Origin of the sequence: Streptomyces lateritius (assembly GCF_014649715.1) — a bacterium.
GTDB classification, from domain to species: Bacteria; Actinomycetota; Actinomycetes; order Streptomycetales; family Streptomycetaceae; genus Streptomyces; species Streptomyces lateritius.
Genome location: NZ_BMTO01000005.1, coordinates 197,204 through 214,233, shown reverse-complemented (window position 1 = coordinate 214,233; position 17,030 = coordinate 197,204). Strand labels below are relative to the sequence as shown.

19 protein-coding genes are annotated in these 17,030 nt (G+C 71.5%); 10 read left to right on the top strand and 9 right to left on the bottom strand.

Annotation, left to right across the window (positions count from 1 at the left end; all coding sequences use genetic code 11):
• Positions 1-28 precede the first annotated feature (28 nt).
• A complete protein-coding gene (locus IE136_RS12050) occupies positions 29-532 on the top strand; it encodes an FBP domain-containing protein (RefSeq protein ID WP_189600311.1) in 504 nt (167 codons plus the stop codon).
• Positions 533-583: 51 nt separating this feature from the next.
• Here the strand turns inward: IE136_RS12050 and IE136_RS12045 are convergent, their stop codons facing one another.
• A complete protein-coding gene (locus tag IE136_RS12045; protein ID WP_229818817.1) occupies positions 584-1,801 on the bottom strand; it encodes an acyl-CoA dehydrogenase family protein in 1,218 nt (405 codons plus the stop codon).
• 138 nt (positions 1,802-1,939) lie between these two features.
• On the opposite strand from IE136_RS12045, the gene IE136_RS12040 reads away from it, so the two are divergent.
• From IE136_RS12040 to IE136_RS12025, 4 genes are all read left to right on the top strand, one after another.
• Complete coding sequence (locus IE136_RS12040) at positions 1,940-3,115, top strand: CaiB/BaiF CoA transferase family protein (protein ID WP_189600310.1); 1,176 nt, start codon at positions 1,940-1,942, stop codon at positions 3,113-3,115.
• 96 nt (positions 3,116-3,211) lie between these two features.
• Positions 3,212-3,877 carry a GntR family transcriptional regulator gene (locus IE136_RS12035; protein WP_158984416.1) on the top strand — a complete coding sequence of 222 codons (666 nt, stop codon included), beginning with the start codon at positions 3,212-3,214 and terminating at the stop codon, positions 3,875-3,877.
• 120 nt (positions 3,878-3,997) lie between these two features.
• Complete coding sequence (locus IE136_RS12030; protein WP_158993941.1) at positions 3,998-5,167, top strand: serine hydrolase domain-containing protein; 1,170 nt, start codon at positions 3,998-4,000, stop codon at positions 5,165-5,167.
• Between the two features lie 655 nt (positions 5,168-5,822).
• Positions 5,823-6,740, top strand: a complete 918-nt coding sequence (locus tag IE136_RS12025; protein WP_189600309.1) for a S1 family peptidase — start codon at positions 5,823-5,825, stop codon at positions 6,738-6,740.
• A gap of 111 nt (positions 6,741-6,851) precedes the next feature.
• On the opposite strand, the gene IE136_RS12020 is transcribed toward IE136_RS12025, so the two are convergent.
• Entirely contained in the window at positions 6,852-7,757 is a 906-nt protein-coding gene (locus tag IE136_RS12020) for a hypothetical protein (protein WP_189600308.1), read from the bottom strand.
• Positions 7,758-7,897: 140 nt separating this feature from the next.
• Here IE136_RS12020 and IE136_RS12015 point away from each other — a divergent pair, with 140 nt between their 5' ends.
• Both IE136_RS12015 and IE136_RS12010 read left to right on the top strand, forming a co-directional pair.
• Positions 7,898-9,106 (top strand): glycoside hydrolase family 64 protein, encoded by a 1,209-nt coding sequence (locus IE136_RS12015; protein ID WP_158984422.1) that lies wholly within the window; start codon positions 7,898-7,900, stop codon positions 9,104-9,106.
• A gap of 67 nt (positions 9,107-9,173) precedes the next feature.
• Positions 9,174-9,827, top strand: a complete 654-nt coding sequence (locus IE136_RS12010; RefSeq protein ID WP_189600307.1) for a CBS domain-containing protein — start codon at positions 9,174-9,176, stop codon at positions 9,825-9,827.
• Between the two features lie 78 nt (positions 9,828-9,905).
• Here the strand turns inward: IE136_RS12010 and IE136_RS12005 are convergent, their stop codons facing one another.
• A complete protein-coding gene (locus tag IE136_RS12005; protein ID WP_158984426.1) occupies positions 9,906-10,205 on the bottom strand; it encodes a DUF1876 domain-containing protein in 300 nt (99 codons plus the stop codon).
• Positions 10,202-10,528: a hypothetical protein gene (locus tag IE136_RS12000; protein ID WP_189600306.1), complete on the bottom strand. Its 327-nt coding sequence runs from the start codon at positions 10,526-10,528 to the stop codon at positions 10,202-10,204. Before IE136_RS12000 ends, IE136_RS12005 begins: the two co-directional genes overlap by 4 nt.
• A gap of 103 nt (positions 10,529-10,631) precedes the next feature.
• On the opposite strand from IE136_RS12000, the gene IE136_RS35530 reads away from it, so the two are divergent.
• The gene (locus IE136_RS35530) at positions 10,632-11,225 is read left to right on the top strand and encodes a hypothetical protein (protein ID WP_229818790.1); all 594 of its coding nucleotides are present in this window, start codon (positions 10,632-10,634) and stop codon (positions 11,223-11,225) included.
• 109 nt (positions 11,226-11,334) lie between these two features.
• Positions 11,335-11,604 (top strand): class III extradiol ring-cleavage dioxygenase family protein, encoded by a 270-nt coding sequence (locus tag IE136_RS11990; RefSeq protein WP_158984428.1) that lies wholly within the window; start codon positions 11,335-11,337, stop codon positions 11,602-11,604.
• 52 nt (positions 11,605-11,656) lie between these two features.
• Here IE136_RS11990 and IE136_RS11985 read toward each other — a convergent pair whose 3' ends face one another.
• Entirely contained in the window at positions 11,657-12,124 is a 468-nt protein-coding gene (locus tag IE136_RS11985) for a hypothetical protein (protein ID WP_189600305.1), read from the bottom strand.
• Between the two features lie 685 nt (positions 12,125-12,809).
• On the opposite strand from IE136_RS11985, the gene IE136_RS11980 reads away from it, so the two are divergent.
• Positions 12,810-13,190 carry a hypothetical protein gene (locus IE136_RS11980; RefSeq protein ID WP_158984434.1) on the top strand — a complete coding sequence of 127 codons (381 nt, stop codon included), beginning with the start codon at positions 12,810-12,812 and terminating at the stop codon, positions 13,188-13,190.
• Between the two features lie 325 nt (positions 13,191-13,515).
• Here IE136_RS11980 and IE136_RS11975 read toward each other — a convergent pair whose 3' ends face one another.
• From IE136_RS11975 to IE136_RS11960, 4 genes are all read right to left on the bottom strand, one after another.
• Positions 13,516-13,869, bottom strand: coding sequence for a hypothetical protein (locus IE136_RS11975; RefSeq protein WP_189600304.1), 354 nt, complete (start codon positions 13,867-13,869; stop codon positions 13,516-13,518).
• 335 nt (positions 13,870-14,204) lie between these two features.
• Entirely contained in the window at positions 14,205-14,756 is a 552-nt protein-coding gene (locus tag IE136_RS11970) for a hypothetical protein (RefSeq protein WP_189600303.1), read from the bottom strand.
• Complete coding sequence (locus IE136_RS11965) at positions 14,753-15,157, bottom strand: PadR family transcriptional regulator (RefSeq protein ID WP_229818789.1); 405 nt, start codon at positions 15,155-15,157, stop codon at positions 14,753-14,755. Before IE136_RS11965 ends, IE136_RS11970 begins: the two co-directional genes overlap by 4 nt.
• Positions 15,158-15,212: 55 nt before the next feature.
• Positions 15,213-16,952: a PP2C family protein-serine/threonine phosphatase gene (locus IE136_RS11960; RefSeq protein ID WP_189600301.1), complete on the bottom strand. Its 1,740-nt coding sequence runs from the start codon at positions 16,950-16,952 to the stop codon at positions 15,213-15,215.
• Between the last annotated feature and the right edge of the window lie 78 nt (positions 16,953-17,030).

The window sequence follows — 17,030 nt, the reverse complement described above, 5'->3', positions numbered from 1 at the left end:
TCGCCGGGGTCTGTGTATGGTCCACCGAGTGGAACCTCTCACCGACAAACAGATCCGCTCATCCTTCGTGAACTGCACGAAGGGCGAGGCGAGCAGGCTCCGGCTGCCGCTGGACTTCGCCGAACTTCCCTGGCAGGACCTCGACTTCCTCGGCTGGGTCGATCCGGGCGCGCCGCTGCGTGCCCATGTCGTCGTGCCCACCGAGGACGGCCCGCTGGGCATCAGCCTGCGGGTGCCGGCGACGAGCCGCACCAGCGCGGTCAAGTCCAGCCTGTGCCAGATCTGCCTGACGGGCCACGCCTCCTCGGGCGTGACCCTCCTCGCGGCGCCGCTGGCCGGCACCCGCGGGCGCGAGGGGAACACGGTCGGCATCTACGTCTGTGCCGACCTGGCGTGTTCCCTGTACATCCGCGGCAAGCGGCAGCCCAAGCTGCGGGCCGGCCGCCACGAGGAGTCCCTCGGCCTCGACGAGCGGATCGCCAGGACGATGACCAACCTCAACGCCTTCGTGGCGAGGGTGACGGCCGGCTGACCACCGTGACCGTCAGAGGCCGCACGGTCGGCGGTGTCCGTGCCAGCGGTGTCAGCGGAAGGCGGATTCACCCGTGAGCGCCTTGCCGACGACCAGGGAGTGCACCTCGCTGGTGCCCTCGTAGGTGAGGACCGACTCCAGGTTGTTGGCATGGCGCATCACCGGGTACTCCAGGGTGATGCCGTTGGCACCCAGGATCGTGCGGCACTCCCGCGCGATGGCGATCGCCTCCCGTACGTTGTTCAGCTTGCCCACACTGACCTGCTCGGGCGAGAGGCTTCCCGCGTCCTTGAGCCGTCCCAGGTGGAGGGCGAGCAGCATGCCCTTGCCGAGCTCCAGGGACATGTCGGCGAGCTTCTGCTGGGTGAGCTGGTAGGAGGCGAGGGAGCGGTCGAAGACGATCCGGTCGCCGGCGTACGCGAGGGCCGTCTCCAGGCAGTCGCGGGCGGCGCCGAGGGCGCCGAACACGATGCCGAACCGCGCTTCGTTGAGGCATCCGAGCGGGCCGGACAGGCCGCGGGCCGCCGGCAGCATCGCGTCGGCCGGCAGCCGGACGTCCTCCAGGACCAGTTCGCTGGTGACGCTCGCCCGCAGCGACAGCTTCTGCTTGATCTCCGGGGCGCGGAAGCCCGGGGTGCCGGCGGGTACCAGGAAGCCGCGGACCCCGTCGTCCGTGCGGGCCCACACGACGGCGACGTCGGCGACCGAGCCGTTGGTGATCCACATCTTGGTGCCGTTGAGCACCCAGTCGCCGCCGTCCCGCTTGGCGCGCGTGCGCATGGATCCGGGATCCGATCCCGCGTCCGGCTCGGTGAGGCCGAAGCATCCGATGTACTCACCGGCCGCCATCCCGGGCAGCCACTGTTGCTTCTGCTCCTCGGAGCCGTACTTCCAGATGGCGTACATGGCGAGCGAGCCCTGGACGGAGACCAGACTGCGCAGGCCCGAGTCGACGGCCTCCAACTCCAGGCAGGCCAGGCCGTACGCGACCGCGTTGGTGCCCGCGCAGCCGTAGCCCTCCAGGTGCATGCCGAGCACGCCGACGGAGCCCAGCCGACGGGCGAGTTCGCGGACGGGGACAGCTCCCCGCTCGAACCAGTCGGCCACGTGCGGGCGCAGCTCGCGGTCGGCCATGGCACGCACGGTTCGACGGATCTCGCGTTCCTCGTCGGTCAGCAGCCCGTCGACGGCGAGGAGGTCGAAGGGGTGGACGGGAGACGACTTCGAGGGCTTCGCCGGGTTCGGCGACTGCGGCGGGTTCGGCGACATCACGGAGGGCCTCCAGACGGCTGCGGCAACACGGCGTCCGTAGCGTAGCGGGAGATCGGATTTTGGATCCAGTATTGAAAATCCGATGTCCGATGCGTACGTTCCCGGTGGATCCGATCGCCGGCGAAGGAGAGCGGGATGCACGCAGAAGAGCAGGGGACGCCGGGCCCGGGCGCGCTGTCCGGGATCGTCGTCGCCGACTTCGGCCGGGTGCTCGCCGGGCCGTACATGACGATGCTCCTCGCCGACCTGGGCGCCGACGTCATCAAGATCGAACGCCCCGGCTCCGGCGACGACACACGCGCCTGGGGCCCGCCCTTCGCCGACGGCGAGGCCACCTACTTCCTGGGGGTGAACCGGAACAAACGCTCCATCACCCTCGATCTGACCGACCCGGCCGACCTGGAGACCGCCCGGGCGATCGTCGACCGCGCCGACGTCCTGGTCGAGAACTTCCGGCCCGGCGCGATGGAGCGGCTCGGCCTCGGCCACGAGACCGTACGGGCGACCAACCCCGGACTCGTCTACTGCTCGGTGACGGGCTTCGGCGCCGCCGAGGGCGCCCGTCTGCCGGGGTACGACCTGCTCGTACAGGCCGTGGGCGGGCTGATGAGCGTGACCGGCGAGCCCGGCGGCCAGGGGACGAAGGCGGGCGTGGCGCTCGTCGACGTGATCACCGGCCTCCACGCGGGTCTCGGCATCCTCGCCGCCCTGCGCCACCGCGAGCGCACGGGCGAGGGCCAGCGGGTCGAGGTCTCGCTGCTCACCTCGCTGCTGTCCGCGCTCACCAACCAGTCGGCGGCCTATCTCGGCGCCGGGGTGGTCCCCCGGGCCATGGGGAACCGGCACCCGAGCATCGCCCCGTACGAGGTGTTCGAGGCGAAGGACCGGCCGCTCGCCCTGGCGGTGGGGAACGACCGGCAGTTCCGGACGCTCTGCGAGCGGCTCGGCCTCGCGGCCCTCGCCGAGGACGCCCGCTTCGCCACCAACACCGCCCGCGTCGCCCATCGCGAGGAACTGGCCGCGCTGCTCTCGCGTCCGCTCGCCGAGCGGACGGCGGACAGCTGGTTCGAGGGGCTGACGGCTGTCGGGGTGCCCTGCGGGCCGATCAACGACCTCGCCGCCGCCTTCGACCTGGCCGACCGTCTCGGCCTGGCACCCCGGGTCCCCGCCGGTGCGGCCGGTGCGGCCCAGGTCGCCAACCCGATCGCCCTCGACGTCACCCCACCCGTCTACCGCTGCGCTCCCCCGCGTCTCGGCGAGCACAGCGAGGCCCTGCTCGCCGAGCTGGGATCACCCTCTCCCGCCCCGTAGGAAGATGTACGGATCCGGACCGGGCGCCGGACCCGGCACCGGCGCCCGGTCCCGGGTCAGCCGGCCGGCCACCGAACCGAAGGAAGGTCACAGGCGATGAGCAGCGCGGTGCAGAAGCGGCGGCCGCCCACCGCCCAGCAGTTCGTCCTCGAGGAGCTGCGGCGCGCCATCACCGGCGGAGAGCTGCGCCCCGGCGACCAGATCCGTCAGGACGCCCTCGCGGCCCGGCTCGACGTCAGCCGGGTCCCGCTGCGCGAGGCGTTGAAGATCCTGGAGGGCGAGGGTCTTGTGGTACACCACGTCCACAGGGGCTACTTCGTCGCCGAGCTGTCCCTCGCGGACCTGGAGGAGGTCTACCGGATCCGGGAACTGCTCGAGAGCGAGGCGGTCCGCGTGGCGGTCGCCCGCGCCGAGGACGGCCTGACCGCCAGGCTCGAGAGGATCCAGCGCGAGGTGGAGCGGGCGGCGGAGGCCGGGGACGTGACGGAGATGGCCGCGGCCAACCGCCGCTTCCACTTCGCGCTGATCGAGGCGTCCGGCATGCCCCGCCTCGTACGCCTCATCGGCACCCTCTGGGACGCCACTGACGCCTACCGCGCGCTCTACTACACCGAGGACCCGCACCGGGAGCTGGCCGTACGCGAGCACCGAGCCGTCATCTCGGCGGTCCGCCACGGCGACACGGCCGCCGCCCTCCACTGGCTGACCGAGCACCGCGCACACGCCGTCGCGGCACTGCGGGAGATCCTCGACCTGGAGTGACCGGCCGGGCCGCCCGTCCCGGCGCAGCTCCCGTGGGTGGAACAGGGCTCCGGCCCCTTCCTGACCATCCGACCAGTCGGTATGTTGCGGGCAGCCGCACCGACCGACCTGGAGGACGCCATGCCCGAGTCCGGCCCGCACATCGAAGGTGATCACGACGCCCGCTTCGACGCCGTACGGGAGGCCTTCGAGGCCAACTTCCGCGTGCGCGGCGAACTCGGCGCCGCGGTGACGGTCCAGGTCCACGGCCAGACCGTGGTCGACCTGTGGGGCGGCTGGGCGGACGCCGCCCGCACACGCCGCTGGGAACGCGACACCGTGGTGAACGTCTGGTCCACGACGAAGGGCGTGACGGCGCTCTGCGCCCACCTGCTGGCAGACCGCGGCCTGCTCGACCTGGACGCGCCGGTCGCCTCGTACTGGCCCGAGTTCGCGGCGGCGGGCAAGGAGGGGCTCCCCGTACGCCATCTCCTCTCGCACCGGGCGGGGTTGGCCGGACTGCGCGAACCTCTCACCCTCGCGGAGTTCTACGACTGGGAGGTGACGACCGCCCGGCTGGCGGCGACGGAGCCGTGGTGGGAGCCCGGCAGCCGGTCGGGCTACCACGCGATGACGTACGGCTTCCTGGTCGGCGAGGTGATCCGGCGCATCACGGGACGACGGCCGGGTGATTTCCTGCGCGAGGAGATCACGGGGCCGCTCGCCATCGACTTCACCATCGGCCTGCCGGAGAAGGAGGCGGACCGTGCGGCCGAACTGGTGCGCCCGTCGACGGCCGCGGCCGGCGAACGGGCGCCCTCCTTCGCCCAGTTGGCGCCCGTGGTCCAGGCCGCCCTGGCCAACCCGCCCGTCGGCGCCCCGCAGGCCAACAGCCCGGAGTGGCGTGCCGCCGAGATTCCGGCGGCGAACGGCCACGGCACGGCCCGCGCGGTCGCCGCGCTGTACGGCGTCTTCGCCGGGCGGGGCCTGGCCGGCCGGCGCCGGGTCCTCTCCGAGCAGGCCGTCGAACGCGCCCGCGAGGGCCAGGGCGCCTGCCGGGACCTGGTTCTCGGTGCGGGCTTCGCCCACGAGACGGAGTGCGCGCTCGGCTTCTGGCTGAGCGGCCCCAACGCCTCCTACGGCCCCAATCCCCGGGCCTTCGGCCACGACGGCTTCGGCGGCTCCTGCGGCCTGGCGGACCCCGAGTCGGGGATTTCCCTGGGGTACGTGATGAACCGGATGGGCGGGCGGATCGCGGACGATCCTCGCAAGATGGCCCTGATCGAGGCGGTGTACGCGTCGCTCCGATAATGCCGTGTACGGGGCCGCGGGTGGGGTGGCGACCGGAACAGGACACGCCACCGGACGGGCGAAGGGGGACCGATCGAGGCATTGCGACAGCGCCGGCACCTGTACCACCGGCACTCCGGGGGGCCCGCTCCGCGCTGCTACCGCCCGCCGGGTCGCCGTGCCACGGCGTCGCCCGCCGTTCGAATGTGTGCGGATCTGTGCGGTCGCTACTCCTCGAAGTGCGAAGGGGAGCCCATACCCACGGGGCGACGGCGCCGCGTCCGAGCAGGGTACGGGGCCCATCGACGCGGCGGCGTGAACTGGAGAAACGGTAGAACTCCCTCCGCTTCCCCTTCGCACCCACGGGGCCCCTTCACCCACACGCCACGGCGGCCTGAAAGCCCGTCAGCAAACGCCCGCAAGCGTTTGCGGCCCCGCGTCCACGGCGTCCCGCACGGACACCCGGAGCCTCACTCCTCTCGCCCATCCGCCCTCCGACCAACTGGACGCGCGTAGATCGGCCGAAAGACGTTCTTGCCGTGAGTACCGCCCGGCTTCGAGGATTCCCCTCGTCGAGATTGACAGGTCCATGGCTGAGCACCTCCGTCCTGGCCCGCCGATCCCGTCTCACGGATCCGCCCACCCAGCGGGCCCCCTTCCCCCACCGGAGGATGTAGTGAACCTCAAGCGTCTGTCCCCCCTCGGCGGCGCCGCGAAGGGCGCACGGCTGATCGCCGTCGCCTCCGCGCTCCTGGCCGCCTCAGCGCTTGCCGCACCCACCTCGTCCGCGGCGACGGCCGAGGACGGCCGGGCCACCACCGCCCAACTCGCCGCCGCCGACGCGGCCGTACTCGGGGCCGACGTGCCCGGCACCGCGTGGTACACGGACCAGGCGACCGGGAAGCTGGTCGTCACCGCGGACTCCACCGTCTCCGCCGCCGAGATCGCCACGATCAAGAAGGCGGCCGGCGACCGAGCCTCCGCGTTGGAGATCAAGCGCACCCCGGGCACGTTCAACAAGCTCATCGCGGGCGGCCAGGCCATCTACGCCGGCGGCGGGCGCTGCTCGCTCGGCTTCAACGTCCGCAGCGGCTCCACCTACTACGCCCTGACCGCCGGTCACTGCACCAACATCGGCAGCACCTGGTACACCAACTCGGCCAACACCACGGTGCTCGGCACCCGGACCGGGTCCAGCTTCCCGAACAACGACTACGGAATCATCCGCCACTCCAACGCCTCGGCGGCGGACGGCCGGGTCTACCTCTACAACGGCAGCTACCGTGACATCACCACCGCGGGCAACGCCTTCGTGGGCCAGTCGGTGCAGCGCAGCGGCAGCACCACCGGTCTGCGCGGCGGGACCGTCACCGGTCTCAACGCGACCGTCAACTACGGTGGCGGCGACGTCGTCTACGGCATGATCCAGACCAACGTCTGCGCCGAGCCGGGCGACAGCGGCGGCGCGCTGTTCTCCGGAACCACCGCGCTCGGCCTCACCTCGGGCGGTAGCGGCAACTGCTCCAGCGGCGGCACCACGTTCTTCCAGCCGGTGACCGAGGCGCTCAGCGCGTACGGCGTGAGCGTCTTCTAGACCCGGCGGATCGACAGAAGCACCTCGCGGGCTCACGGGCCGGCGGTCCCTCCCAGGACCGTCGGCCCTCTGCGCGCGTCGAGGCGTCCGCGCGCGCCGGGCGCCTCGGCTCTACGGCTCCTCGTCCCGGGTCTCGAGGTTCCCGACGGAACGTGCGGCCCGTTCGGCGGCGCGGCGGGCCTCCCGGGCGGCGCGCTCGGCCTCCTTCGCCGCCGACGCGGCCTCGGTCAGGACCGTGCGGGACGCGCGTTCGGCGCGGTGGGCCTCGTGCAGCTCACGTTCGAGGGCGCGCACGCGCTCGGCCGCCTCGGTGGCCGCCGCCTCGGCCGCCCGCTCCCCGTCTCGCGCCTCGCGAAGGCCCTCCTCGCGCCGCCGCGCTTCGGCGTCGGCCTGGGCGGCCGCCGTGCGGGCGCGCTCCAGCCGCTCACGCCGCCGCTCCTGCGCCCGGTCGGGTCCCCGCTCTCCCGCCTCGGGCGGGACCGGTGCTTCCTTCCGGGCCCGACGTGAGGAGGAGGGTGGAGACGGGACGGAAGGGGCCGGCACACCCATGAAACCGACGACCGCCTCGGGAACGGCGGTCAGGCGGCCGTGCGACCACCGCTCGGCGACCTCGGGGTCGGCGAGCAGCGTGTGCAGGATCTGCTCGACCTCGTGCACGACGGTGTCGCCGATGGGCAGGCCCGCCGCGCGGGCCAGCCCGGCGGCTTCCCGGGCGAGCGCCGCCACGAGCTGGTGCCTCTGATGGCCGGCCGCCCGCAGTTGCGGCGCGTCGAGCGTCCGGTGGGCCTCCCGCAGGGTCCGGCCCAGCTCCACCAGCTGCCCGGCTTCCTCGCGGCGCTCGTGGGCGAGCAGGTTGGCCGCCCACGTGGCCCGCGTGGGCCGGCGCAGCGCCGCGATCGCCTTCGCCGCTGACGCGTCCCCGGCCTTGCGCGCCTCGGCGACGTAGGCGTCCCGCGCCGCGACGAATTCGCCCGGATTCAGCCGGTACAGCTCTTCGATGATCCGCTCGACATCCACGCCCTCCACTCTCCGCCGTACGCGACCGGTCGGCACGCGGGCCGGGACGTCACAAGCATTGACAGGGCCATCACAATCTCACCATTCTGAGAGCGCTCTCAAGCATTCGCCCCGTCCCCCCACCCCAGAGGAGCCCCCACGTGCCCTCCCGTCATCGGCGCAGGCTCACCCTGCTCGCCCCCCTCGCCGCGGCCGCCCTGATCGGCACCGCCCTCACTGTCGCCGGCCCCTCCCCCACGGTCCAGGCGGCCGTCCCCGCCACCATTCCGCTCACGTTCAAGAACAACTCGGGCCGCGCCGACCAGGTGTACGTCTACAACCTCGGTACCGAGCTCTCCACCGGTCGTCAGGGCTGGGCCGACGCGAACGGCACCTTCCACCCCTGGCCCGCCGGCGGATCCGTCCCCGTTCCCGCCCCCGACGCCTCGATCGCCGGCCCGGCGAACGGCCAGTCCATGACGATCCGCCTCCCGAAGTTCTCGGGGCGGATCTACTTCAGCTACGGACGGAAGCTGGTGTTCAAGCTCGCGACCGGCGGCCTGGTGCAGCCGGCGGTGCAGAACCCGAGCGATCCCAACCGCGACATCCTCTTCAACTGGTCCGAGTACACGCTCAACGACTCCGGCCTGTGGCTCAACAGCACCCAGGTCGACATGGTCTCGGCGCCGTACGCCGTCGGCCTCAAGCGCCCCGACGGCAGTGTCGTCACCACCGGCCGCCTCAAGCCCGGCGGCTACCACGGCTTCTTCAACGCGCTCCGCGGCCAGCCCGGCGGCTGGGCACGCCTCGTCCAGACCCGGGCCGACGGCACGGTGCTGCGCGCCCTCGCGCCGGGTCACGGCATCGAGGCGGGCGCGCTGCCCGAGAACGTCATGAACGACTACATCGACCGCGTCTGGACCAAGTACGCCACGTCGACACTGACCGTGACGCCCTTCACGCACCAGCCGTCGGTGAAGTACCACGGCCGCGTCTCGGGCAACGTCATGAACTTCACCAACAGCGCGGGGACGGTCGTCACGTCCTTCCAGAAGCCCGACTCGGACAGTGTCTTCGGCTGCTACAAGCTGCTCGACGCCCCGAACGACCAGGTACGCGGCCCGATCTCCCGTACCCTCTGCGCGGGCTACAACCGCTCCACGCTGCTGACCAACCCCCAGCAGCCCGACACCTCGTCGGCCGGCTTCTACCAGGACACGGTGACCAACCACTACGCGCGCAAGATCCACGCGCAGATGGCGGACGGCAAGGCCTACGGCTTCGCCTTCGACGACGTGGGCGCGCACGAGTCGCTGGTCCACGACGGAGATCCGCGGCAGGCGTACGTCACCCTCGACCCGCTCGACTAGGGAATCGTCCCCGGAGGCTCCGCGTGAGGGATCATGGGCGCAGGAGCGGAGAAGGGACGGGACCGACATGCGGAACCGCAGTGTCGCCGACCTGATGACGCCGACCGCGGTGGCCGTACAGCCGGGGACGTCGTTCAAGGAGATCGCGCGGCTGCTCGACGAGTACGGCATCACGGCGGTGCCGGTGGTCGACGAGGACAACCGGCCGGTCGGCGTGGTCTCGGAGGCGGACCTGCTGCGGCGCCACACCGCCAAGGACGGCCCCAGCACCGCCGAGGCCATGATGACCAGCCCCGTCGTGGTGGCCCGTCCCTCGTGGACGGCGGTCGAGGCGGCGCGGCTCATGGAGCGGCACCGGGTGAAGCGGCTTCCCGTGGTGGACGCGGGCGGACAGCTCATCGGCGTGCTCAGCCGGAGCGATCTGCTGCAGCTGTTCCTGCGGCGGGACCGCGCCATCCAGGAGGAGATCCTGGAGGACGTGGCCATCCGCATCCTGGGCCTCTCCCCCGCCTCCCTGCACATCGACGTCGACGAGGGCCGGGTGACGCTCACCGGCACGCTGGAGCGCAAGAGCCTCGCGCCCGTCTTCGTACGGCTCTGCGAGAGCGTGGACGGCGTCGTGGAGGTCGTGGACCGGCTCGTGTACGAGGACGTCGACGGCCCGGTCACCGACGCCCCCGTCGCCGACGGCCACGGGGGCGGGGCCCCACCCCTGTCGTGAGGGGAGGATCCGAACGGGCGGGGCCCGTCGGCGGCGAGCCGGCGGGCCCCGGTCCTCGTTCCCGGGGCGGTCGGTCGGCTAGGAGACCGCCTCCGGCCAGCCGTATCCGGGACCGGTGTGCTGGGGTACCGTCCCCGCGCCCACCGCCTCCATCTCCCGGTTGGCCTCCCTCATCAGCTGGGCGGCCAGGTCCTTCATGGCCCGGCCGGCGGCGAGCTCGTCGCCGATGGCCGGAACGTCCACGTCCGCCGGGTTGCACCGCGCGCTGCCGCGGCCGGTGAGGGTCGACGTGCCGGTGTCCAGATGCGCCACGGCCTTGGTCCTGCCGTCCTCCTCGACCAGTTCCAGGCCGACCTTCCACTCGAGGGTCCGTGTCATGGTCTGCCTCCTCGCGCTGCGGGGGCGCGCGGCACCGACGCGCCTCCCTTCTCCTCCCAGGATCCCTCCCCGTGCGCGCGGAGGCGAGGCGGCGACAGCGAGGAGAGCTCCGATTCGACGTCGTCGAGCGCGCGCCGGGCCGCGACGATCCGCTGCCGCAGCGCCTCTTCGTCGAGCGCCCCCTTGCCACCCCTCGCGCCGGCGGCCTGTTCCCACCCCGGACCCCGCTCCGCCTCCGCGCCGTTCTCCGCCTTCTCGTTCTCCGCCTTCTCGATCTCCGCCTTCTCGATCTCGCGGGCCTCCTCCAGCGAGTTGACCACCACACGGGCTCGCCCGTCCTCTGGCCGGAATCGCCCCGCGCTGTCAGTGCCCGCTGCGATACTCAGGGACTGGTAGATCGGCTGGCCACCGCCGGGGGAGGCACTGATGTCAGGATTCGCGCGCGATCCGAAGTACTACGGGGACCGGCTCGTCTACGAGCCGCTCGAAAGCAAGTGGTCCCGCTACCACGCCACCCACTGTGGCTGCGGGCAGGACTGGCTCACGGCACACGCCATCCCGGCCGGGTTCACTGTCATCCCGCGCGGCAGGACCGGCTACTACGGCCTGGTCGGCCCCGGCCTCACCGAAGGCGTCGACGAGACGGCACTCACGGCCAACGCGCTTTGGGAGGCCGTCACAGGCAAGCCCGGCACCCAGACATGGCCCGAGCAGGTCCACGTCACCTGCCGCAGCCCAGAAGCCGAGGCTGCGCGGAAAGCGGAGAACGAGCGGATCTACGGACCGCGGCGGGAACGTGCTGCGGCATCCAAGCGGGAGCCGGCCACGGCCAAGCAGTTGAAGTATCTGGCCTCGCTTGCGGAGAAGGTGGGCAAGGAGCGGTTCGACGCCGAGTTCGTGAAGGCGGTCAAGGGCACTGACATCGCGCCGCGGGCCCCCAGGGAGCGGACCACGACGGCTTCGAAGCGGCTGACTACCGCGGCGGCCCGGAAGCTGATCTCCGCCCTCGCGAGCGCATGACTGCCGCCTGTCCGCCCCACGCCCCGCCCCCGTTCCGAGCTCTGGACGTCTCAGGTGCGTTTTCCGCGAAGGCTCCCGAGGAGGCCGGCAAGTGGGGGATGATCGCCCCATGAAGCCGAGGTTGACCTTCGAGGAGCACGTCGAGATGGGCCGGGCCCTCGCCTCGGTGCGTGACGAACTTCTTCGCCGAAACGTCCAGCTCGCCAACGCATACCCCCAGTCCGGGCCTCCAGCAGTACCGGCGAAGAAGCTGGACCAGGCAATGCGCGCCGTTGAAGCGGCTCGCACCGAGCTGGAGAACGCGTTGTACCGGGAGCACCCGGATACGGCGGAGACGACGGTGTACTACCCGCACTCCGAGGATCGGGTCCGTTTCTGACGCGCAAGCAGTGCATACCGCGCATCAGAGCGCGCGGCGTGGCCGGCGTCCGTCAGTGCTGGTCGAGATTACGCAGCGCCAAGACCGCAGCGTCGATGTATGCCCTGCGGACGGCCACCAGCTGCTCAGAGGAAGCCGCTTCAGACCCGTCGATCCCTCTGGCGCGCGCAATGAAGTTCATGGCCGCCCGCGAGACGTCATCGGGCCCCTCAAGCACAGTCAGGTCATGAGCTCGCAGCGCGCGAGTGAGAGCGTCGGGGTCGTCTCGATGGCGCTGCAGGTCGGTCACGGCAGTGAGCATGTCTGCGTACACCTGCCGCCGCTGGTCAAGCGCCCGGGCCCGCCGCTGCTCATCCAGCGTGGCCTGGACGGTGGCTATCAGCGCGTTCGCCTGCGCCTGCCCTGCGGCCTCCGCTGCGGCGGCTTGCCGGTGGCCGGCCTTCCACGCGAAGAACCCCGTCACGCTGCTGCCCAAAATGGCCGACCCGGCGGCGATCAGGGCGATCCCCCACTCACTCATGCGGTGGATCCTCCCACCCGCCCACCTGTTGCGACGGCTGCTTTTCGCCCTTGAGGCCGGACCTGGTGGCCCGTCGCCTTCGGTACCGACACCCGTGTCGATCGCGAGGGGGACCTGTCGGCCAATCCGACCGCACCCACACCCCGACCCCTTCACCCTGTGGACCGGCCGCGCGCTCCTGCATTGGGCGCGCCTTCTCCAGCGGACGGTCGCGTCCCGTGACCGCCGCAAGGCCGTCGCCGCCCGCCGGAACGCCGCGATGCGCGCCGCGTCCGAGCGTGGTGTCGACCGGGAGCCGGTCGCCCGGACGATCGGCTTGTTCAGGCTCACGTGGGTCAGGCGCTCCGCGGCGAGCTGTTCGGAGACGGCCTTGTCGTGCATGCGCCACGTCGTGGACGCGTGGTGGAGATGGCCGGGCTTGCGAGGCAGGGCAAGGCCTTGGTGGTCCGCCGGATCGTCGGCTGAGGCGCCGTGGCGAGCTGCGCCGCGGTGGGGCGACCGGCGGCGGCGCGACCAGAGCTGCACAGGCACCTCCCGTCTCACCCCCAGAGAAGTGGCCGTCCCTGCAATGTTTTCGGACCTTTCAGGGGCAATGGCTTGGTGCGCGGAGGCGGGAGCGCGGATCGTGATCCGCGGGTTAACGATCCCCTCTCGACGAGGGGCTTCTTCCGGGAGGGGCGAACGAATGAGCATGTCCACGGTTCTGCGCAAGGCCGGCGCGCTGGCGGTGGCGATCACAGCCGCCATCACGCTGGGCACCTCACAGGCTCAGGCGACTACCGCGGCCGGCACCGTGCACGGCTGTCCGTCCGGGGCGTTCTGCATCTATCCCGAGAACGCGGAGTGGAACAACGATGTCCCGTCCCACATCTACTGGGAGGGCATGTACAACCTGGTGGACCAGTACGGGCACCACTACCTTCTCAACAACCAGACCGACGGCTGGGTAGTTGACATATGCCGTAAATACAACGGAGTCGACTGCCCCTGGTACATGGTTCAGGGTGCCTCGTGGAGCCTCGACCTCACGGAGATCAACTCCGTTGTTCTCCGCCCGCGCTGGTAGGACCGCCTCTTCGACCAGAACGGCGACCTGCTCTATCCGCTCCCGCCGCGGAGTGATTCGCCTGCCCTTCCAACGATTGGTGGAGTAGTCGGCAGGAACCCAAGCTCGCCGCCTACGGCACCCCGGCGTTCTGCCAATTTCTACTGGCTACGGCGTGTCAGTGCTGTCCGCCACCAACCACCTGCCGCGTTCGGAAGACGCCGCATGCAGACCGCGGCTGACCTGCCGGGTTCCTGACCTGGTCCGGAGCCAGCGACTTACCTGTGGCGGGTTGTCGGCGTTGGTTGCCGTTGTGCGCCCTCGGACGGCCCGGACACGGCCCGGATCATGCGTCAGCCTCCGCGTTGTCCAGTCTCTTGAGAGGTGGAGGAGCCCATTCCATCCCCTCCTTCTCCAGAGTGGCCAAGATCCATTCCCGTCCCGCCGGTCCTGCCACGTTCCAGGTCCAGTACATCGGGCGCCGGTGCTCGCGCCAGGGCGGCCACCGTCGTGTGGGTCTCACACCGCCTGCGATGTTGTGTACGAGATCGGCAAGCCAGGCGATGCAGGCGACGTAGTCGTCGTCAGGCCAGGTCCTCAGTGCTTTGCGGCGTCTGGCCATGCTCCGGATTTCGAGGACGGCCATATAGGCCAGGTGGGCCGCCGCCACCTGATCGTCGACCTGTCGCCTCTCGCTCACCCGTGCTCCCTGCCCCTCTGCGTATGTACGTTGCACAGTAGCGAGCCGACCGGCGTCAGCCAGAGCGCGCCCTGCTGTCATCCCGTCTGCCGTCGGCCCACACGCATGTGGAGCGGGCGTCCCAGGATGATGAGGAGGACGGTGGTGGCGAATCAGCGGGCCTCGGTGACCGCGCGGCAGCGTTCCGCCGTACGGGCCCGTCCGCCGCGGCGCGCCGGAGCGGACTCGGCGGACTCGGCGGACTCGGCGGACTCGGCGGACTCATCCGGCATAGCTGCTCCTCGCTTCGTCGAACCATGCTCATGTGTTGCAACGGCGCGGGAGCGCAACGGCTGCTATGTGTCGCGCGAGGCCCGTCGTTCGGCGTGGGCGTACGCAAGGCCCGGCAGCGCGAGCAGCAGCGTGGCCCACAGCGGCACGAGGAACAGCGGTTCGTCGCCGAGCAGTCTCTCCGTGGCCAGCGCGGCCGGCACGCCGACGACGAGCCCCACCAGCCAGCCCTTGCCGAGGCCCAGGGACCCGCGCCGCAGTTCGAGGGCGACGGTGACGACCGCGATGCCGAGCCAGAAGGCCAGCCGTCCCGGGGTGACGCCCACGCCGAGTGTCCATCGGGTGAGGTGGGAGAGGAGCAGCAGCACGCCCGCCGTGAAGGAGACCATGGCCGCCATCCGCACCAGGCGCCGGCTCAGCGGTACACGCGCCCTGGCCCAGGAGGCGGCGAAGGCCGGGACGTCGTCGCCGACGACGTCCTGGGGCGAACGCCCGGCCGCCGCGGCGTCCTCCAGATGGGCGGTGAGTTCGTCGAGCATCTCCCGGACGGAGGCTTCGTCGATGCCCCGGTACTCCCAGTTGCTGCGGCAGACCGCGAGTACGCGCTCGATGGTCATGTCGTTCCCCCCGTGGGTTCGGTCGGTGTGTCGGGTTCCGTGGTGTCGATGGTGTCGGCGAGGATGCGGCCGGCCTGGGTGGCGAACTCACGCCACACCGCCCTTCCGTGGGCCAGTTCCGCGCGGCCCGCCTCGGTCAACCGGTAGTACTTACGCGGCGCCCCACCGCTGGACGACGGGGCGCGGTACGACGCGACAAGGCCGGCCCGCTCCATCCGGGCCAGGAGCGGGTAGATGCTCCCCTCGCTCACCAGTGCCAGTCCGCTCTCCGTGAGGGCCTCGACGAACTCGTAGCCGTAGCGCGGGCGTTCGGCGATCAGGGAGAGCAGGCAGAGGTCGAGCACTCCACGCAGCAGCTGACTGCGCCGTTGGTCACCGGCGCCCGGCAGCTCCATTGTCATGCGATGCATGGTAGTTGGAGAGTGTCATGCACCGCAAGACAGTTCTCTCGAGGTTTCAGTCGACGCGGATCGCCAGCAGGCACGCGTCGTCGTCGTGCCCCGCGCGGAAGTGTTCCTCCACCAGCCGGTCGATCGTCTGCCGCGGGGTCAGACCGGCCGCGGCGCCCACCGCGCTCGCGAGCCGTTCGATGCCCCGCGTGATGTCCTCGCCCCGTCGCTCCACCATGCCGTCGGTGTAGAGGACCAACAGGTCGCCCCTGAGCAGCTGGTACGCCGAGGTCTCGTACGCGTACCCCGGCAACGCCCCGAGCAGCGGGCCGCGCTGCTCGGCGGTCAGCGCGAAGGCGCTTCCCTCGCGCCGTACCAGCGGCGCGGGGTGCCCGGCGTCGGCCCAGTGGAGCACCCGGTCCTTGTCGATGTGGCCGGCGATCACGGTCGCCGTCTCGCCCGAGGGATCGCTGCACACGAGTTCGTTCAACCAGGTCATGATCTCTCCGGCCGCCGCTCCGGTCTGCGCCAGACCCGCCAACGCGTGCCGCTGCTGTGCCATCCGGGCCACCGCGTCGAGCCCGTGGCCGCAGGCGTCTCCCATCGCCACCAGCACCCGCCCGTCCGCCAGCAGGCGGCACTTGTACCAGTCGCCCCCGACCACCGAGTCGGGTTCGGACGCCAGGTACGCGGCCGCCACCGTCAGTCCGACGGCGGCCAGCTCCTGGGAGTGGGTCGGCAGGAGCGCCTCACGCAGCGAGTCGGCGACGCGGCGTTCCGCGTCGGCCTGCTGGCGCAGCCGCTCCGTCTCGCGTTCCGTCTCCACGAGACGGCGGCGGCTGCGTATCTGGGGCGTCAGGTCGCGGGCGACGAGGTGCACGGCCCAGGGGCGGCCGTCCGTGCCTGCGACCGGCCGCCCGAGCAGGTCGAGCGTCCGTACCTCGCCGAGCACCAGGAACCGGATCCTGGTCCAGGCCGGTTCCTCCCCCGCCAGCACGGCCGTGATGAACTCGGCGAACGCCGTCGTGTCGGCGGGCAAGAGCGCGTCGCACAGCTCCTGCAGCGACCAGGGCATGTTCAGTTCCGTACGGAAGATCCGGCTCAGCCCTTCCGACCAGGTCACCTTCCCCGACAGCAGGTCCCAGTGACCCCAGCCCATCGACGCCAGATGCTGGGCGTCCACGGTCAGCAGCTCCGCCTGGCTGCGGACAGGGCGCCAGGTGGCGACCAGCTCACCGCCGCAGGAGGCCGCGTAGTACAGCAGCTGGGCCCTGTGGAGCCGGCCCAGCCGCTCCTCCGTGTAGTCGACGACCAGGCCGTCCATGGGCCGCCCGGTCGCCAGCACGTCGGCGAGCGCCGCGAGCAGCCCGCTCGCGGCCGCGCCGGGCCGCGCCTCCATGAACCGCTGGCCCGCCTGGCGGCCCGGCGCTTCCAGCCACTCCACCGAGCGGATGTGGTTGCCGGCCCGGATCACGAAGTCGACGACCTCGCCGTTGTCGTCCCGCAGCGGGGTGAGCAGCGCCGCCGACACGGGGACGGCCGGCAGGGCCGCGCAGACGCACGACCAGGGGTCGCGGTTGTCCTCATCGTCCGTACCGCACATGCAGGACGTGCTGAGGACGCCTTCGTGCCTCCGCGGGAGGGTCGCCGTGCTCGCCGTGCTCTGTACGGGTGACGCACGGTCCAAGGTCGTCGACTTGGGCTGACGCGTCCCGGCCTTACGGCGTACGTCGGCGCGCAGGGCCGAGATCTCGCGCCCGATCACCGCCTTGAGCTCGGTGACATCGTCGGGCAGAGGAAGGTTCATGGCATACCCCTGGGCCTGGTGCGGACCCTTGTGTCAGCGTGCGGGCGGTTCCCGTCGTGCGCTGCCGGGCGCGCTCCC